The organism is Corynebacterium sp. HMSC08F01 (assembly GCF_001807545.1).
Lineage (GTDB): Bacteria > Actinomycetota > Actinomycetes > Mycobacteriales > Mycobacteriaceae > Corynebacterium > Corynebacterium coyleae.
Genome location: NZ_KV789298.1, coordinates 1 through 17,713 on the forward strand (window position 1 = coordinate 1; position 17,713 = coordinate 17,713).

Below are 17,713 nucleotides of genomic sequence, written 5' to 3' on the forward strand. Positions count from 1 at the left end.
GCATCCGCCCGGAGCCATGCAACAACTCTTCACATAACGAAAAAGCCCGCCAAAAAAGCGGGCCAATCGTCGTGCCGAAATTACTCGGAAGCTTCCTCACCAGCCTCAGAAGACTCAGCGCCAGCCTCAGCGCCGCCCTCCTCAGCAGCCTCAGCCTCAGCCTCGAGGTCCTCATCAACCTGCTCGAAGGTGATGTTGACAAGCAAGTTCTCCGGATCGGTGATCAGCTCCGCACCCGCCGGCAGCTCGAGATCGCCAGCGGTGATCTGGTCGCCGATCTCCTTGCCCTCGATGGAAACGGTGATCTCGTCCGGGATAGACAGAGCGTCGATCTCGATCTCGACAACGTCGGCTTCCTGGAACACAACAGCGCCCGGAGCAGCCTCGCCCTCGGTGACAACCGGAACCTCGACGGTAACCTTCTCGCCACGCTTAATGCCGAACAGGTCAATGTGGTCGATCTCGAGGGTCAGAACGTTCTGGTCGACGTGCTTGACCATGGCGAGCAGCTTCTCACCGTCGAGCTCAAGCTCGACGATGGCGTTGGTGCCGTCGTTACGCACGATCGCGGTCATCTCAATGCGGTCAACCGCAAAGTGGATGTTCTCGATGCCCTTTTCGTACAGGACACCCGGGATCTTGCCATCGCGACGCAGACGACGTGCGGAGCCCTTGCCAAACTCCTCGCGACGCTCACCCTTGATAACGGTTGGGGTAATAGCCATGTTGTACTCCTTCGGTTGGAAGGGCCACAGGCTTTGCCTGCGACCACTTAACGGATTGTGCTCGTCGAGTGATCGCATAGTGGATCTTCATCGCGTCGATAACGGCCCGAAAGCCCTCGCCGAGACTGCTACAGGCTACCAGCCGACTTTTCCCACACAAAATGCCCCGCCGCCTGGAGGTCCTCATGATCATGGCCAAGCGGGATGCCGGTGCGATCACGCACAAGCAGCGTAACGACGAACCCCGTCAACGTCGCCGCCATCAAATACACCGTAATCGCCGCCGTACCACCAGTAGCCTCACGCAACGCAGCCGCAATCGTTGGAGCAAACGCACCACCAAGAATTGCACCCAACGCGTACGAAATCGACGCCCCGGACGCCCGGACCGAAGCCGGGAAAAGCTCCGCGTAGAAAGCGCCAATCTCGCCGTACGTCAGGCCCAGGCCAACGGTGAGGAAAATCAACGCCGCGGTGATCTTTGCAATCGAACCCGTATCGACGAGCGGGAACAACACCGCAACACCCGCCGCCTGAACCACAAACCCGATCGCAAGCGTGCGCTTACGCCCGATGTAGTCCGAGACCCACCCGGCGAACGCGGTAGTGAACAACCACACCGCAGCCGATGCAGTGACAGCCCACAGAATGTCCCCGCGTGAAAGCCCAATGCCGGTGGGGTCGGTGACGTAATTTTGGATGTAACCGCCGGTTGTCATGTAACCGACGGCGCCGTTGGCGGCGAAGATCAGGGCGGCTGCGAGGACAACTCCCGCGTGAGATTTGAACAGGCCGCTGATGGGGCTGCGGGTGCCGGTCTCGCGCATCTCCTCGACGACGGGCGATTCTTCGACGCCGGTGCGGATCCACCAGCCGAGGAACGTCAGCGCGATGGACAGCAGGAAGGGAATGCGCCAGCCCCATTCGACGAAGGCGTCACCGGGGGCGACGGCGGTCATCAGGGCGAGCATGCCGGAGGACATGAGCAGGCCAGCGGGAACACCGACCTGGGGGCCGGCGCCGTAAAGGCCGCGTTTGTTCACAGGGGCGTGCTCGACTGCGAGGAGGACTGCGGAGCCCCATTCGCCGCCGGCCGATGTGCCCTGCAGGATGCGCAGGAGAATCAGTGCGGCGGGGGCAAGCCAACCGATGGTGTCGTAGGTGGGCAGCAGGCCGATAAGCGTGGTGGCGGTGCCCATGGTGAACAGGGTGATCATGAGCACGCCGCGGCGCCCGAATCGGTCGGCGTAGTGGCCAGCCAGCACCGCACCGAGCGGGCGGAACAGGAAGGACAAGCCGACGGTGAGGAAGCTCACGATCGTCGCCGCAGCAGGTCCGAGGGGACCGAACATGGTCTGGTTAAACACCAAACCGGCGACGGCGGCGTAGAGGAAGTAGTCGTACCACTCGATGGCTGTGCCGATGGTGGTCGCCGCGATCACGCGGCGGCGCTCACTACGCACGGTCCCATGCTTTCAGGAAGGCGTCGGTTTCGGCTGAGTTGGTGACGGTGACGCGGATACCTTCCGGGAAAGAACGCACCAGCACGCCCTCTGCCGCTAGCCGGTCAGCTTTTTCACGCGGGAAATCCGGCAGCCAGATGAAGTTGGCTTGGGATTCGGGGAGGTTGAGTGCGGTGGTGAGGTGTTGGCGTTGGGTGATGGTGTCGTCGATACGCGTTTGCAGCTCGGAGGTGGCTTTGAGGGAGGCGAGGGCTGCGGTTTGGGCGACGGCGTTGACGGAGAAGGGGACGGCGACTTTGTTGAGGGCGCTGATGATGTCGGCGGGGCCGAAGGCGTAGCCGATGCGGGCGCCGGCGAGGCCGTAGGCTTTGGAGAAGGTGCGCAGGCCGACGACGTTGGGGTAGCGGGTGATGACGTCGGTGGCGATGGGGGTGTCGGTGGCGCGGTTGTATTCGAAGTAGGCCTCGTCGAGTGCGACGAGGATGTCGGATGGGACGGCGGCCATGAAGGTTTCGAACTCGGCGTTGGTGATGGTGGTGCCGGTTGGGTTGTTGGGGTTGCACACGAAGATGAGTTTCGTACGTTCGGTAATCGCTGCGGCCATGGCGGGCAGGTCGAGGCGGTGCTCGGCGTCGAGTGGGATGGCGACGGGGGTTGCGCCGACGATGCGGGCGAAGATGGGGTAGGCCTCGAAACTGCGCCAGGGGAAGATGATTTCGTCGCCGGGCTGTGCGGTGATTGTCGCGAGTTGTTGGCACAGGGCGGAGGAGCCGGTGCCGACGGCGACCTGGTCGATGGTCACGCCGAGGTGTTCGGCGAGGGCGGTGCGGATGTCGGTGGCGCCCATGTCGGGGTAGCGGTTCATGGAGCCGAGGGTGTCGCGCATTGCCTCGAGCACTGAGGGCAGTGGGCCGTCGGCGGATTCGTTGGAGGAGAGTTTGATGGCGCTGTCGTTGCGGGCTCCCGGCACGTAGGCGGGGATGGTGTCGAGGTCTTTGCGGATCATGTTGCGGGTCATGCGTTGCTCCTGCGTTGCGTTGTCAGCCAGATGAGGCCGAGGGCGAGGATCCAGCCGAAGAGTGTGGCTAGACCCATGCGGTAATCGGGAAGAATACCCATTAGTACGAGTACGAGGGCGAAAAATGCGATGCAGATCCAGTTCGCAACTGGGTAGAACGGGGCGGGGAATTTTGTGTTGCCGGCGTGTTTGCGGAAGTTCAGGTGGGATAGGCAGATGCCGGCCCAGGTGATCAATTCCGTGCCGACGATGATGGCGAGCAGGATGGCGAAGATTTTGCCTTCGAAGAAGTAGTTGAGGATGACGACGACGCCCATGAGGGTGGCGTCGAAAAGCAATGCTTTGGTGGGCAGACCTTTGCGGTTGGTTTCGGCGAGGGCTTTGGGGGCTTGGCCGTTGCGGGCGAGGTCGCGGAGCATGCGGGCGCCGGAGTAGGTCATGGTGTTGAGCACGGAGAACACGGCGACGACGATGACGACGTTCAAGGCGGTCGCTGCGCCGGAGAACCCGACGCCGGTGAGTACGCGGATGAACGGGCTTTCGTTGGTGTCCTGCTCATTCCACGGTGCGAGCAGCAGGATGGTGCCGATGCCGCCGAGGTAGAACACGAGGATGCGCCACACTACGGAGTTGACCGCGCGGGGAATTGCCTTGTCTGGGTCGTCAGCTTCGCCGGCGGCAGTGCCGATGGACATGATGCCGCCGAAGGTGAAGGTCACTGCGACGAGTGCGAAGAGGACGCCGGAGATGCCGTTTGGCATGAATCCGCCGTGGTCGGTGATGTGTTGTAGACCGATGGCGGGTTCGGATCCGACGCCGAAGACAAGCGCGAGGCCGAGCACGATCATGAGGACGAGTGCTGCCACTTTGATCAGGGAAAGCCAGTATTCGGTGGTGGCGAACACGCGCACGTTGAGCACGTTGAGGACGACGACGAGCAGCAGCGAGACTAGCGCGGTGACCCAGTGGGGGATGTGGGGGAACCAGTAGTCCAGGAAGGTACCCATGGCGGTCAGTTCCAGCATGCCGACGACGACGGTGGTGAACCACCAGTTCCAGCCGGTGATAAATCCGGCTCCGCGGCCGATGTATTCGCGGGAGTATGCGGCAAAGGATCCGGAGACGGGGTGTTCGACGGCCATTTCGCCGAGCATGCGCATGAGGAAGTAAACGATGACGCCGACGATGGCGAAGGAGATCAAGACGGCGGGGCCGGCGTATTGGATGGAGCTGGCGGAGCCGAGGAAAAGTCCGGTGCCGATGGATGATCCGAAGGCGATCATCATGAGTTGGCGGCTTTTGACGCTTCGTTTGAGTCCTTGTTCTTGGAGGCTCATGGTTTAGTTTCCTGTCGGGGGACGTGAGGTGGTGCGGGAGAGTCCGCGGAATTCTGCGATGACGGTGTCGCCGTCGTAAAGGGTGACGTCGGACAGTCCGTTGCGGCCCCATTGGTGGTGTTCACGGGCGACGCCGCGGATGGTGCGGCCCATTTTCGCAGGTGCGAGGTAGATCATTTCGGATTGTGCGCTGACGGTGGGCTCGGTGCGGCGCGAGTTGCAGGCGCCACCGAAGAGGGCGTCGGCGAAGGTGAACAGGACGCCGCCTTGGCAGACGCCGAATCCGTTTGCATGCCGCTTATCGACGACAAACTCGCCTTCCGCCACGCCTGGCTCTAACCGTGTGATGATGGCGCCCAGATACTCGAGGGTGGCGTCGCCGTCGTACATGGCTTTGGCGTGCTCAAGCTCTGGGGTGATTTCTACGGATTCGGCGTAGCGGTTGTACATGGAGATTGTGTCCTTTCCCTAAGCGTGAAGCCGGGGCAGCGGTGAAGCTGCCCCGGCTGTCGCGGTCAAGAGTGGTTTAGGCCTGGCCCTCGAAGAGGGTGGTCACGGAACCGTTTTCGAAGATTTCGCGGATGGTCTTTGCCAGCAGTGGTGCGATCGACAGCACGGTGAGGTTCTTCCAACCTTCGGTGTTTTGCGGCAGGGTGTCGGTGGTGATGACTTCCTCTGCGCCGCAGTCGCTGAGGCGTTCGCGGGCCGGGTCGGAGAAGACACCGTGGGTGCAGGCGATGACGACGGACTTCGCGCCGGCTTCCTTGAGCACGCCGACGGCGCCAGCGATGGTGCCGCCGGTGTCGATCATGTCGTCCATGAGGATGCAGTCTTTGCCCTCGACGTCGCCGACGACACGGTTGGAGACAACCTTGTTTGCGGCGTCGATGTCGCGGGTTTTGTGGACGAAGGCCATGGGGGCGTCGCCAAGCATGTTGGCCCACTTCTCAGCGGACTTCACTCGGCCGGCATCCGGGGAGACCACCACGAGGTTGTCCAGCGAGTACTTGGACTTGATGTAGTCCACCAGGATCGGCTGGGCGTGCATGTGGTCGACCGGGCCGTCGAAGAAGCCCTGGATCTGGTCGGTGTGCAGGTCGACGGAGACGATGCGGTCCGCGCCTGCTGCGGAGAGCAGGTCTGCGATGAGGCGGGCGGAGATCGGCTCGCGGCCGCGGTGCTTCTTGTCCTGGCGTGCGTACGGGTAGAACGGCAGGATCGCGGTGATGCGCTTCGCGGAGCCACGCTTGAGCGCGTCGATCATGATCAACTGCTCCATGAGCCACTTGTTCAGCGGCTGTGCGTGGGACTGCATGACAAAGCAGTCGGAGCCACGGACGGACTCTTCGAAGCGGATGAAGATTTCGCCGTTGGCGAAGTCACGGGCGGTGGTGGGCACGAGCTCGATGCCGAGTTCGTCTGCTACGGCCTCTGCCAGTTCCGGGTGCGCACGCCCGGTGAAGACCTTGAGGTTTTTGTGGCTTTCTGTGGAGTAACCAGTCATGTTTGAACCTTTACTTCTCGCGTGCTTTCTTTGCAGCTTCTGCCGCGTCGGATCCGGGGCGGCGCTTTTCTACCCAGCCCTCGATGTTGCGCTGGTGGCCCTCCTTGATGGCGAGCGCGCCGGCTGGAACATCTTCCGTGACTACTGTACCCGCGCCGGTATACGCGCCATCACCGATATTGACCGGTGCGACAAACATGGTGTCTGAGCCGGTACGGCAGTAGTCGCCGATGGTGGTGTGGTGCTTGTTCACTCCGTCGTAGTTAGCGAAAACGCTGGAGGCGCCGATGTTGGAGTGCTTGCCTACGGTGGCGTCGCCGATGTAGGTCAGGTGGGGCACCTTGGAGCCTTCGCCGATCTTGGCGTTTTTGGATTCGACGAAGCCGCCGAGTTTGCCGCGGGCGCCGAGTTCGGTGCCGGGGCGGATGTAGGTGAAGGGGCCGACGGTGGCTTCTTCACCGATGACGCCGAGTTCGCCTTGGGTGCGTACGACGGTGGCGCGGGCGCCGACTTCCATGTCGGTCAGGGTGGTGTCGGGGCCGATTTCGGCGCCGTCTCCGATGACGGTGGAGCCCCACAGTTGGGTGTTGGGGTGGATGATGACGTCGCGGCCGATTTCTACCTCGACGCCGATCCAGGTGGTGGCCGGGTCGATGACGGTTGCGCCGTTGCGCATGGCGCGCTCGACGAGGCGGCGGTTGAGTTCTTTGCCTGCTTCGGCGAGTTGGACGCGGTCGTTGACACCGGCGAGTTCGCGGGCATCAGGTGCGATGAAGGCGGAGACTTTGCGGCCGTCGTTGCGGGCGATGCCGAGGACGTCGGTGATGTAGAACTCGCCTTGGGCGTTGTCGGGGGTGACGCGCGCGAGGGCGTCGCGAAGCACGGTGGCGTCGAAGGCGAAGACACCGGAGTTGACTTCGTGGACCTTGCGTTGTTCGTCGGTGGCGTCTTTTTCTTCGACGATTTCGAGCACGTCGCCAGCTTCGCCGCGGATGATGCGGCCGTAGCCGGTGGGGTTGTCGAATTCGAGGGAGAGCACGGTCACGGCGGCATGCTCGGACTCATGCTTTTCGACGAGCGCCTGCAACGTCTCCGGCGTCAGCAACGGCACGTCGCCATTGGTGACCACGACGGTGCCGTCGAAATCCGGAATTGCCGACAGGCCGACCTGCACTGCGTGGCCGGTGCCGTTTTGCTCCTCCTGGATCGCCTGGCGGATCTCCACGTGCATCTGCTCGGCGATGTGCTCCACGGCTGGGGCGACCTGGTCGCGCTGGTGGCCGACCACAGCAACGAGGTAGGTCGGTTCCACACCGGCTGCGGCGTGCAGCGAATGGGAGAGCAGGCTGCGCCCGCCGATTTCGTGCAGCGTCTTTTGGCGGTCGGACTTCATGCGGGTTCCCGCGCCGGCCGCGAGCACGACAACGGCGCGATCGGAGTGGTTAGGCACTCGATTACTCCTTGGGGGTGGACGTTTTGAGATCGGCCCCAAGCATAACGCCTATGGGCTCTGGCCTACTTGTTTGCCGAGACTTCCTTCAGGTTCGCGGCACCAAACACACCGGCGTAACCAACAACAGCCAGGAAGATCAGCGCTGCCTGCGGGCCGAGCAGCACAACCGCCGAGGAGATTGCGCCGACAACGAGCAGGACGATGCCCATGACGGTGTTGGCGGCACCCGTGATCATGGTGCGCCTATCGCCGTCGGCCATGTCTACCAGGTAGGTCTTGCGGCTGACCCGCACTGCGGTGTGGGCGAGGTTGACCAGGAAGAAGCCTAGGGGCATGACCCAGGCGTTGATGGTGTCGTCGACAAGCTGTGCGCTGGCAACGAGCAGGATGAGCACAGTGGACGCGAAACCTGCAGCCCACGCCATCGTGCGTTTCGACGACCTGTCCGACAACCGGCCCGAAACCCGCCCGCCAAGCAGTGACGCGCCGCCGGAGGCGACGATGAACGCACCGAGGCCTGTGAGGTCGGCGCCTTCGCGGCTGCCCAACACGACGATAAACGGGGTGGAAAGCGCGGTGACCAGCATGAGCGAGCGCACGATGAGGAATCGTTGCAGGTCGCGGTCGGAGGTGACCAGCTTCCACATGTCGTGGAAGCCTTGGCCGTTGGAGGTGTCGGTGTCGGGAGTGGGCTCGTCGATACGCATGAACACGAGCGAAGCGAGCGCCCACATCGACGCACCGCCGGCGAGCAGCGCGGCGAGTGACCACTGCGGAAGTTCGTTGGGGATAAACGACAGTGCGAGACCGATCGCGAGAGTGAAACCGCCGGCGAGTGCCGTGGCGCGACCGGTGATGTCGCCGCGGTGGCCTTTGGAAATCGTGCGGCCCTGGACATCTTTGCCTGCGATGGAGCAAATGGAGCGAAACACCGCGTGCACCGCAAGCAGGACAATGACTGCGATGCCGAGCGCACTTCCCTCGAGCAACAGCGCGCTAAGCGCAATGCCGGCAGAGGCCAACGCTTGGCCCCACGAGCCGATCAACCAGACTCGTTTGCGCGAGCTTTGCGACGTCACCCACGGGCTCAAAAACGCCTGCGGCAGCATCGAGCCTGACTCGCGAATTGGCACGAGAAACGACGTGAACGCCGCCGGCACCCCAGCAGCATTGAACAGCCACGGCAGCACCGTTTTCGGGGCGACTACCTGATCGCCAATGTTTTGTAAGCCGTTCGACCAGATGAACCGGCGGGCATTCGCTTCCTCGTTACGCATATATCGGGATAGTAGGATCATTCATGGTTTTCGGCGAGTTTTTGGAGGACGTAATGGCTTTTTCTCGACGCACATTTTTTAAAGGGACCGTTTTCGCCGTTGCAGCCGCAGCCACGGGTGCTGCATTGGCTGGGTGCTCGACATCAAACCAGCCCACCCCGCGTGGTGCCGACGCCGAAGCACGCCCGCTGCCTATCCCGCCGCTGTACGAAGGCACACTCGACGGCAACGTGCGCCGCTTCGAACTGACAGCCCAGGAGGGCGAATCCGAAATCATCCCCGGTGTCATGACCAAGACTTGGGGCTTCAACGGGCCGTTCTTGGGCCCAACGCTGTACATGCGGCGCGGCGAACGCATTGAAATGACCGTGCACAACAACGTGCCGGAGCCGACCGTGGTGCACTGGCACGGCCTGCACCTGCCGGCCGCTGCGGACGGGGGACCGGCGCTGATGTTTGACCCGGGTGAGTCTTGGTCGCCGTCGTGGACCGTCGATCAGCCCGCCGCGACCTGCTGGTACCACCCGCACCCGCACGAGATATCCGCGGTGCACGCCTACCGCGGCCTTGCCGGCGGTCTGATTGTCGACGACGACACCACCGCCATCCCCGGCCTGCCCGCCGACTACGGCGTCGACGACATCCCTGTGATCCTGACTAACGCCCAGTTCACCGAAGACGGCCAGCTCGACGAGGACCACGGTTGGGTCGGCGACACCGTGGTGGTCAACGGCATCACCAAACCGCGTTTCGACGCGACCACTCGGCGCGTGCGCCTCCGCGTGCTCAACGGGTCCGTGTTGCGTTTCCACCACCTGACACTGGGCGTGCCGTTCAAGATCGTCGCCACGGACCAGGGGTTCCTCGATTCCCCGGTGGAGGTCGACGGCGTGCTGCTTACCCCGGGCGAGCGCGTGGAAATCGTGGTGGACCTGGAGCCGGGCAAGGACCTGATGTTGCGTAGCGACGGACTCCCGGACCTCGGCGGCCTGCCAGATAAAGAAACCGCCGACCTGTTCGGCGCACGCGACACTTTCGACCTGCTTGAGATCGCCGCCCCGTCTGAAGACGCACCGGCGTCGCCTGCGTTGTCGGAAACGTTGGTGCCGTTGGACGTGCCGTCGTCGGCAAGTGTGGAGCGCGAGTTCCGCCTCAATGGCATTGAGATCAATGGCCAAACGATGGACATGTCGCGCGTCGACTTTGTCGTCGACCACGACGGGCCTGAGATCTGGCGAGTGACCAACGAAAACGAGGATATGCTGCACAATTTCCACATCCACAACGCACGCTTCGCTGTGCAAAGTGTTGAGGGTGGGGAAGTGGAGTTCACTGCCGGCTGGCACGACACCATCGACGTGCCACCGCTTTCCACGGTGACGTTGCTTGTGGAGATCGCGTATCATCCCGACCCCACCTTGGCCTACATGTACCACTGTCACATGCTCAACCACGAGGACCAGGGCATGATGGGCCAATTTGTCATCGTCGAGCCTGGCCAAGAACCGGACCTTGCACTCCCACACGGCCACGAGCATTAGATTGCTTCTCGACGACCCCACGCCCCGGCGCGAATCCCACCGGGGCGTGTTTTCGTTTCGGGTTTCTGTTTCGAGCGTTGCCGCTCGCGGTGACTATCGGCGCACGTTGTAGCCGATGACCTCCGGCAGCAATAGTGGGGCGTCGCCGAGCAGTGCCTTGAGGTTGCCGTCGCGCTCGACCGCGCTGGTGACTGTCTTGACCTTGGCGGCGGCCTTGTCGGATGCGCGACCGTTTTGGTTGCGCCCGGCCATCATCGGTTGCCCGGCAACGACACCACCGCCGCGGTGTGCGCCTGCCGCATTATTCGCGGAGTGCGCACCGTTTGTGGCGTGGGTACCGTGTGCACCGTGTGCACCGTTAGCTGTGCCGGAGCCTGTTGGCGCGTGCCCTGTCGAGCCGTGCGGGGTAGCACCGTGAGCACCCGGCGAACCGGCGCCGAAACCGGTACTTGGACCGACACCAGCACCGGCGCTCACGCCGCCGCCCGTGCCGAAACCCGGACGACCGGCGTGCATGCCGCCACCTGAGTAGGTGCCAGCACCTGCTCCGGCGCCTCGGCCAGTGCCGATGCCATTTCCAGCTCCACGGCCGCTAACTGCCTGGGAAGCAGGGGAGCCCCCGCGGGAACCGCCAGGCACACCAACCCCGGTGCCTGCGCCCATCTGGTTTCCACGAGCAGCGTGCCTTCCAGTGCCTGCAGCGTTGCTGGGCCCGCCAGCTATTGGAGCGAATCCACCCGCGCCGCTATTGGTGCCGGCGGATGCCCCGCCCGAGTTCGCCCCACGTGTGGTTGCAGGGGTGATAGCACCGGTGAACGTTGGGCTGTGCGCACCTGGGTGCGCGCCAGCAGAGATCGCACCTGGGGTCGGAGCCATCGCATTTGTGCTTGGCGGTGCCAGCACTGCCGACGCAGCCTGCGTAGGCGTAGCACCTGCCGGAATGGAATCAAGCACGTTTGGCGAGGGCCGCCCCATGTTCTGCAGAACCTCTGACGGTGTTTTCGCGTTTGCGATATCCCCGTAGCCACGGTTGATCAGCGCATTCTGGATTGGTTCCGGCAACTCTGCTGGTTCAAATGCGGGCGCTGCTGGCGAGGGAATGCTATCGACGCTGTAGGAGTCCCCAGACATCTCCTTCAACTCCGGAAGCAGACGGTTAAACGTCGGGATCGCAGCGACCAAGTTTGATGTCATTCGCGCCGGAAAGTTGAGCAGGTACGCCTGCTCGATCGCAAGCTTTTCTTCCGGCGACGGTGCAGCGTCATAGGCCATCACGGTGCTGGATGCGATGAGCTTTTCGGCGTCTGCGGCGTCGGCAAGCATTGCGGTGTGCGCTGCGAGGGAACGCGAGTTAGCCACGTATTCCATACCTGCGTTCTGGACCTGTGTGATGGTGCGCATCGCGTTGTGAATCCAGGATGTCTCTGCCGAGGTACTCAACGCGTGCTGGACTTCGTTGAGTTTCTCCATTGCATCGGCGATCAGTTCTGCATTTGAGTTCCAGAACTCGGAAGCAGACATCGCACGAGAAGTGTCGGTCTCCAACAACTTGGCGTGCAAGGCGTGCAGCGACGAATCACCAGTCGCGACTGCCGCCGGGTTTGCAAACGTGTTGGTTTTCGGATCGACCGAACGCGATTTCTGCAGGAGCTCAATCAGTTGTGGCTGCACCTGGTTAACGCGTCCCTCAAACACCGGGCCGAGCGACGCCAACGCACCGGACAGCGAATCATCTGTCCGCAGTGTGTTGTTCAGCGCGGTTTCAAGAATGTTCGCCGTACCCAGAAGGTAGGTTGCGACCGCTTGATTTGCTTCTGGTGCGTTTACATCCCCGATTGGGCTCAGAGTACGCCCTGCATCTGCGAGGCCACTGACCTGTGAGAAAGAAGTTAGTGGGCTAGTAGCTGCATGCGCCTGAGCGTTGGCTATTAGTCCGGAAATTGAGCGAAGTTGATCAACTGCGCGCTGTACTGAGTCAGAATTGATTGAAATCAAGATACCCCCCAAACAATGTTGTTTTTAGTCCCTCACTCACGATAAATGACAAAGCGACTGAGGTAAAGAGAATGTCCAATAAAGTGGACATCCGTTACTGGTTTGCGTCGAAAAGTGCCTCAAGACTGGTGATTGCAGTCTGGCAATTTTTTTCTTGGCTACCGAAGCCTTTTATTCCGGCGACTCCAATCACCAAGCCACCCCGGAGGGTATCCACTTGCGCGAAGCAATCGATCCCGTCGCCAGTTCTGGGTCCGTAAGTGTAAAGGGCCGGTATTAGGGGAGATTGGTATTCCAAGAGCCCCGTATTTGCAGAAATGTGATCCCTATCAGCGTTGTTTTGGAGAAAAAACGGAGACCGTATGTGGTTGTCACTCGGTCCGGTGCAGCTTTTCATTCCGTGCGCCAACGCCGCATACTGCTCTGGCAGCGGCTCCACATCCTCGAACCCCGCAGCGGCGAATTCTTCCTGCGTGATTTCCGTGCAGGGATCGAAGATGTCGTCGCCGATTGTGTACGGGTCGAAGTCGCCGATTTCTAGCACGCCGCTTTCGAACACGAACGCTTGTGCTTGAGGCTTATCCTCCGCAGATTCGGGTGGTGTGCCGGATTCGATGTTGGGCGTGGTGTCGTCGTTAAGCGGTTGCTCTGTAGTGCACCCCGAGAGCATCACGCATAGAGCTGTAGAAAGTATTGCGAATCGTTTCATTTCCCCTCCCCATATGAAAAAGCTTCCCCACCAGGACTCGAACCTAGAATGACGGTACCAAAAACCGTAGTGTTGCCGATTACACCATGGGGAATAGCATCGCTGATTGTAGACCACATCCCGTGGCAACCAAAGATGGGGTGTGTCGGAGAGGGATCTAGAGTGGAACATATGGCTCGTAGGCGAATGACTGCACCCCAGCGTAGGGAACAATTATTAGGCGTTGGGCGCGCTGCTTTTGCTGAGCGCGGATACGACGGGATCTCCATGGAGGAGATTGCGGCTCGCGCCGGGGTGACCAAGCCGGTGGTGTATGAGCACTTTGGGGGCAAAGAGGGGTTGTACCAGGCAGTTATTCGTCGGGAGATGGTCCGCCTGGAGGAGACGATTATGGGGTCTATCCAGGAGGGGCGCTGGCGCGATCGCATTGAGCGTGGTGTGTTGGCGTTGCTGACGTACGTGGAGGATGACACCGACGGGTTTGTCATCCTTGCGCATGGTCAGTTGCCGGGGGAGGGGCGGACGTATTCGACGATTCTTAACCGTGTGACCGCTGAGGTTTCCCACCTGCTGGCGGAGGCGTTTAAGCACCGTGGATTAGATGAGGCGATGGCCGGGTTGTACGGTCAGGCGCTGGTTGGCACGGTGTCTAATTCTGCGCTGTGGTGGCTGGACCAGCGTGAGCCAGACAAGCATATTGTGGCGGCGCATATCTCTAACCTGTGTTGGAATGGGTTGCGGGGGATGGAGGCCAAGCCGCATATTGCTGGTGAAGATGTCGCTGGAGATGAGCGCGCTGTGGATCGCGAAGCGAACGAAGAGGAAGCATTGCATGACTGATAACACCCCGCCCGTGCTTGGTGGGCTGCTCACCCAGGCGTTGACGGACCCGAAGTTGAAGGGTTTGGTGACGCATGTGGGGGAAGATTCGCTGCATATTACCGGCATTGACCAGGCACGTTCCTGGACTGCTGGTGCGATCGCGCGTGAGACTCCGGTGCTGTTGGTGACGGCGACGGGGCACGAGGCGGAAGACCTCACGGCGGAGCTCAAGGCAATGCTTGGCGACGACAAGGTCGCCCAATTCCCCGCCTACGAGACGTTGCCCCATGAGCGCTTGTCGCCAGCTGCGGACATTGTTGGCCGACGTGCGAAGGTGTTGTGGGATATGCCGCGGGTGATCGTGGCTGCGGCGCGCGCCGTGTGCCAGCCGGTTTTGCCTGCGATTGAGCCGATTCGGGTGGCGGTGGACCAGGAAGCCGACTTTGAGGACCTGACGCAGCAGTTGGTGCATTTCGCCTACAACCACGTGGATATGGTTGCGGGCCGTGGCGAGTTTGCTACCCGCGGCGGCATCATTGACGTTTTCCCGACTACTGCCCAGAACCCTGTGCGTATCGAGTTCTGGGGCGACGAAGTCACCGACATCCGCTCCTTTGCGGTTGCGGATCAGCGCACCATCGAAGAGGTTGGTGCCGTCGAACTGTTTCCAGCAAGGCAGTTGCTTATCGACGACACCGTGGCCGCCAAAGCCGACGACCTGGCTCGCAAATTCCCGTCGAACCCCACCTTGTCGTCGCTGCTTGCACGCATTTCCGAAAAGCAGCCGGCGGACGGCATGGAAGCGATCATCCCGGCACTGACCGATAAGACGTATTCGGTGCTGCCGGAATTGATGCCGGCCGGTTCGGTGGTGTTGGTGACCAACCCGGAGAAGGTTCGCACTCGCATTGCCGACTTGGAAGCGACCGACCGCGAGTTCCTCGAGGCCGGCTGGGAGGCCGCCGCGATGGGCGCCGAAGGCCCGGTGGCGGTGGAAGGCCTGGACGTTTCTGCCTCGTCGTACCGTTCGTTCGAGTCCCTGGAGGTCTCCGCGTCGAAGGCCGGAAACGCCTGGTGGACCTTTGCTCCTCCCGGCATGTTCGCCGCGGATGACGCGTCGACGCTGCCGCTCGAGTTCGAGGCAGCACCCGCGCCGAAGGGCGATCCGAAGCAGATCGAGCAGCTCTACGCCACGCTGAAACTGCACGTGACGCAAAACCACGGCAAGGCCGCCTATGTCGCTCCGGCCAAAGGTGCGATCGACCGCATGGCGGAGCGGCTGCGCGAACACGGCGTGTCCGCACGAGTGGCCACACCTGGGCTCGAGCCCGTCGATGGCGCAGTTACGCTCTACCAGGCGTTATCGCACGCAGGCCTCGTTTTCGGCGGGCCGAACTTGGTCGTTATTACTGAAACGGACCTGACCGGCAACCGCGTCGGCGACATCGCCGGCGCTAAGCGACGCGCCCCGCGCCGCCGCAACCGCGTCGACCCGTTGGCTTTGCAGCCGGGTGATTTCGTGGTGCATGACACCCACGGCATCGGCAAGTTTGTGAAGATGGCGGAGCGCACTATCAAGGCCGGCGATGAGGCGTCGCGACGCGAATACATCGTGCTCGAGTACCAGCCCGCCAAGCGCGGACAGCCCGGCGACCAACTCTGGGTGCCCATGGAGTCGCTGGACCTGCTGAGTAAGTACACCGGTGGCGAGAAGCCGTCGCTAAGCAAGATGGGCGGCTCGGACTGGAAGTCCACCAAGCGCAAGGCGCGCGCCGCCGTGCGCGAGATCGCCGGCGAGTTGGTGGAGCTCTACGCCAAGCGCCAAGCCGCGCCGGGCCACGCGTTCGCGCCGGATACCCCCTGGCAGCTCGAGATGGAAGATGCCTTCCCGTTCGTAGAGACGGAAGACCAGCTCAACGCCATCGAAGCGGTCAAGGAAGACATGGAAAAGCCCACGCCGATGGACCGCGTGATCGTGGGCGATGTGGGCTTCGGCAAAACCGAGGTGGCCGTGCGTGCCGCGTTTAAGGCAGTGCAGGACGGCAAACAGGTCGCGGTGCTGGTGCCGACGACGCTGCTCGCCCAGCAGCATTACTCCACCTTCACGCAGCGCATGGATGGTTTTGGGGTGGAGGTTCGCGAGCTGTCGCGTTTCACCTCTACCACGGATTCGAAGAAGATCCTCGCAGGTCTTGCGGATGGTTCCGTAGACATCGTCATTGGTACCCACCGACTGCTGCAGACTGGCGTGCAGTGGAAGAACCTCGGTCTGATCATCGTGGACGAGGAGCAGCGCTTCGGTGTCGAGCACAAGGAACACATCAAGGCGCTGAAGTCGCACGTTGACGTGCTCACCATGACGGCAACGCCGATTCCGCGCACGCTTGAGATGTCGCTGACCGGCATCCGCGAAATGACATCGATTACCACTGCGCCGGAGGATCGTCACCCGGTGCTCACGTATGTCGGTCCGCAGGAAGATAAGCAGGTGGCGGCGGCGATTCGTCGAGAATTGCTTCGCGACGGCCAAGTCTTCTACATCCACAACAAAGTCTCCGACATCGAAAAGACCGCCCGCCAACTGCGCGAACTCGTTCCCGAGGCCCGCGTGGTGGTCGCCCACGGCCAGATGAGCGAGCAGGTGCTCGAGCAGACCGTGCAGGGTTTTTGGAACCGCGAATACGACGTCATGGTGTGCACCACGATCGTGGAGACCGGCCTGGACATCGCCAACGCCAACACCCTGATCGTGGAAAACGCCCAGAACATGGGCCTGAGCCAGTTGCACCAGCTGCGCGGACGTGTGGGCCGTTCCCGCGAGCGTGCCTACGCGTACTTCCTGTACCCGAAGGACAAGACACTCACCGAGACCTCCTACGACCGCCTGGCCACCATCGCCCAAAACAACGACCTGGGCGCCGGCATGGCCGTGGCGCAGAAGGACCTGGAGATGCGCGGCGCTGGCAACGTGCTCGGCGCGGAACAGTCCGGCCACATCGCCGGCGTGGGCTTCGACATGTACGTCCGCTTGGTCAGCGAGGCCGTGGAAACCTTCAAGGGCCTCATGAGCGGCAAACCCATCGACGCCACCGACAAAGGCCCGAAGGAAATCCGCGTCGATCTGCCCGTGGATGCACACATTCCGGAGACCTACATCAACTCCGAGCGCTTGCGCCTCGAGGTGTACCGCAAGCTCGCAGAAGCGCGTGACGACGACGCCCTAACCGCCGCAGCCGACGACATGATCGACCGCTTTGGCACCTTGCCAATTGAGGTCGAGCGGCTCATGGCCGTAGCCCGACTGCGCAACCAGGCACGTGCAGTTGGCGTTTCCGAGATCCTGACCCAGGGAACGCGCATCAAACTCCACCCAGTCGAGTTGCCTGACTCCAAGCAGGTGCGCCTGAAGCGCTTGTACCCGGGGGCGAACTTCCGGGCTGCGGCAAAGGCGCTGCAGGTGCCGATGCCCAAGGAAGGCGGAGCAAAGCGGGCACTCAACGCTCCAAACCTGCGCGATATGGAATTGCTGCAGTGGGTCGCCGACTTCATGACCGACGTCCTCGACGCTCCCAAGATCGCCGTGGCGGGACCGGGTGCGGAGGAGGCACCGAAGAAGAAGGTGTTCTCGGTCAGCGAGTAGGCGCTACCGCGTCAGTGATCCCCCTTCAGACGAAGAAGGACGCTCGGACCGATCGTCTAGCTCTGTGTTTGTGGAACCAGACGATGAGCTCCGTGTTGACCATGGTGGTCGTTATCACCTGGGGGTTTGTGTGGGTGGTTTCGAGACCGTCTAGCTGTATTTGCGGGGGTGCTAGACGATCAGTGGCAGCAACGAAAAGAGAGTGTGCCCACCCGGTGTTGCGGGTGGG

The 17,713-nt window shown here is 62.1% G+C and carries 13 protein-coding genes; 3 read left to right on the forward strand and 10 right to left on the reverse strand.

Features of this window, described 5'->3' with window-relative positions; all coding sequences use genetic code 11:
- Positions 1-80 precede the first annotated feature (80 nt).
- The 8 genes from HMPREF3171_RS04410 to HMPREF3171_RS04445 form a co-directional block, all read right to left on the reverse strand.
- Positions 81-725, reverse strand: coding sequence for a 50S ribosomal protein L25/general stress protein Ctc (locus HMPREF3171_RS04410; protein WP_070422621.1), 645 nt, complete (start codon positions 723-725; stop codon positions 81-83).
- A gap of 128 nt (positions 726-853) precedes the next feature.
- A complete protein-coding gene (locus HMPREF3171_RS04415; protein ID WP_070483226.1) occupies positions 854-2,188 on the reverse strand; it encodes an MFS transporter in 1,335 nt (444 codons plus the stop codon).
- Positions 2,181-3,194, reverse strand: coding sequence for a histidinol-phosphate transaminase (hisC, locus tag HMPREF3171_RS04420; RefSeq protein ID WP_070483236.1), 1,014 nt, complete (start codon positions 3,192-3,194; stop codon positions 2,181-2,183). Before hisC ends, HMPREF3171_RS04415 begins: the two co-directional genes overlap by 8 nt.
- 8 nt (positions 3,195-3,202) lie before the next feature.
- Positions 3,203-4,543 (reverse strand): amino acid permease, encoded by a 1,341-nt coding sequence (locus HMPREF3171_RS04425; protein ID WP_070483228.1) that lies wholly within the window; start codon positions 4,541-4,543, stop codon positions 3,203-3,205.
- Between the two features lie 3 nt (positions 4,544-4,546).
- Positions 4,547-4,993, reverse strand: coding sequence for a hotdog fold thioesterase (locus HMPREF3171_RS04430; protein ID WP_070422624.1), 447 nt, complete (start codon positions 4,991-4,993; stop codon positions 4,547-4,549).
- 76 nt (positions 4,994-5,069) lie between these two features.
- Positions 5,070-6,047 carry a ribose-phosphate diphosphokinase gene (locus HMPREF3171_RS04435; RefSeq protein ID WP_070422625.1) on the reverse strand — a complete coding sequence of 326 codons (978 nt, stop codon included), beginning with the start codon at positions 6,045-6,047 and terminating at the stop codon, positions 5,070-5,072.
- Between the two features lie 10 nt (positions 6,048-6,057).
- Complete coding sequence (glmU, locus tag HMPREF3171_RS04440) at positions 6,058-7,497, reverse strand: bifunctional UDP-N-acetylglucosamine diphosphorylase/glucosamine-1-phosphate N-acetyltransferase GlmU (RefSeq protein ID WP_083279453.1); 1,440 nt, start codon at positions 7,495-7,497, stop codon at positions 6,058-6,060.
- 65 nt (positions 7,498-7,562) lie between these two features.
- Positions 7,563-8,777 carry an MFS transporter gene (locus HMPREF3171_RS04445; protein WP_070422626.1) on the reverse strand — a complete coding sequence of 405 codons (1,215 nt, stop codon included), beginning with the start codon at positions 8,775-8,777 and terminating at the stop codon, positions 7,563-7,565.
- Positions 8,778-8,830: 53 nt separating this feature from the next.
- On the opposite strand from HMPREF3171_RS04445, the gene HMPREF3171_RS04450 reads away from it, so the two are divergent.
- Positions 8,831-10,318, forward strand: a complete 1,488-nt coding sequence (locus tag HMPREF3171_RS04450; protein WP_070483238.1) for a multicopper oxidase family protein — start codon at positions 8,831-8,833, stop codon at positions 10,316-10,318.
- 93 nt (positions 10,319-10,411) lie between these two features.
- On the opposite strand, the gene HMPREF3171_RS04455 is transcribed toward HMPREF3171_RS04450, so the two are convergent.
- Together HMPREF3171_RS04455 and HMPREF3171_RS04460 are read right to left on the reverse strand one after the other, a co-directional pair.
- Positions 10,412-11,989: a hypothetical protein gene (locus HMPREF3171_RS04455; RefSeq protein WP_141743344.1), complete on the reverse strand. Its 1,578-nt coding sequence runs from the start codon at positions 11,987-11,989 to the stop codon at positions 10,412-10,414.
- 418 nt (positions 11,990-12,407) lie between these two features.
- Positions 12,408-13,022, reverse strand: a complete 615-nt coding sequence (locus HMPREF3171_RS04460) for a DUF3558 family protein (RefSeq protein WP_168161873.1) — start codon at positions 13,020-13,022, stop codon at positions 12,408-12,410.
- A 171-nt stretch (positions 13,023-13,193) separates the two neighbouring features.
- Here HMPREF3171_RS04460 and HMPREF3171_RS04465 point away from each other — a divergent pair, with 171 nt between their 5' ends.
- Together HMPREF3171_RS04465 and mfd are read left to right on the forward strand one after the other, a co-directional pair.
- Positions 13,194-13,862, forward strand: coding sequence for a TetR/AcrR family transcriptional regulator (locus HMPREF3171_RS04465; protein ID WP_070422629.1), 669 nt, complete (start codon positions 13,194-13,196; stop codon positions 13,860-13,862).
- Entirely contained in the window at positions 13,855-17,484 is a 3,630-nt protein-coding gene (gene mfd, locus HMPREF3171_RS04470) for a transcription-repair coupling factor (RefSeq protein ID WP_070483234.1), read from the forward strand. The genes HMPREF3171_RS04465 and mfd overlap by 8 nt, the downstream gene beginning before the upstream one ends.
- Positions 17,485-17,713: the final 229 nt, after the last annotated feature.

Excerpts from the sequence above, each read along its gene's own strand:
- HMPREF3171_RS04410 (WP_070422621.1), bottom strand. The coding sequence starts at position 725 with ATGGCTATTACCCCAACCGTTATCAAGGGTGAGCGTCGCGAGGAGTTT.
- mfd (WP_070483234.1), top strand. The coding sequence starts at position 13,855 with ATGACTGATAACACCCCGCCCGTGCTTGGTGGGCTGCTCACCCAGGCG.
- HMPREF3171_RS04425 (WP_070483228.1), bottom strand. The coding sequence starts at position 4,543 with ATGAGCCTCCAAGAACAAGGACTCAAACGAAGCGTCAAAAGCCGCCAA.
- HMPREF3171_RS04460 (WP_168161873.1), bottom strand. The coding sequence starts at position 13,022 with ATGAAACGATTCGCAATACTTTCTACAGCTCTATGCGTGATGCTCTCG.
- hisC (WP_070483236.1), bottom strand. The coding sequence starts at position 3,194 with ATGATCCGCAAAGACCTCGACACCATCCCCGCCTACGTGCCGGGAGCC.
- HMPREF3171_RS04430 (WP_070422624.1), bottom strand. The coding sequence starts at position 4,993 with ATGTACAACCGCTACGCCGAATCCGTAGAAATCACCCCAGAGCTTGAG.
- HMPREF3171_RS04435 (WP_070422625.1), bottom strand. The coding sequence starts at position 6,047 with ATGACTGGTTACTCCACAGAAAGCCACAAAAACCTCAAGGTCTTCACC.
- HMPREF3171_RS04450 (WP_070483238.1), top strand. The coding sequence starts at position 8,831 with ATGGCTTTTTCTCGACGCACATTTTTTAAAGGGACCGTTTTCGCCGTT.
- HMPREF3171_RS04445 (WP_070422626.1), bottom strand. The coding sequence starts at position 8,777 with ATGCGTAACGAGGAAGCGAATGCCCGCCGGTTCATCTGGTCGAACGGC.
- HMPREF3171_RS04465 (WP_070422629.1), top strand. The coding sequence starts at position 13,194 with ATGGCTCGTAGGCGAATGACTGCACCCCAGCGTAGGGAACAATTATTA.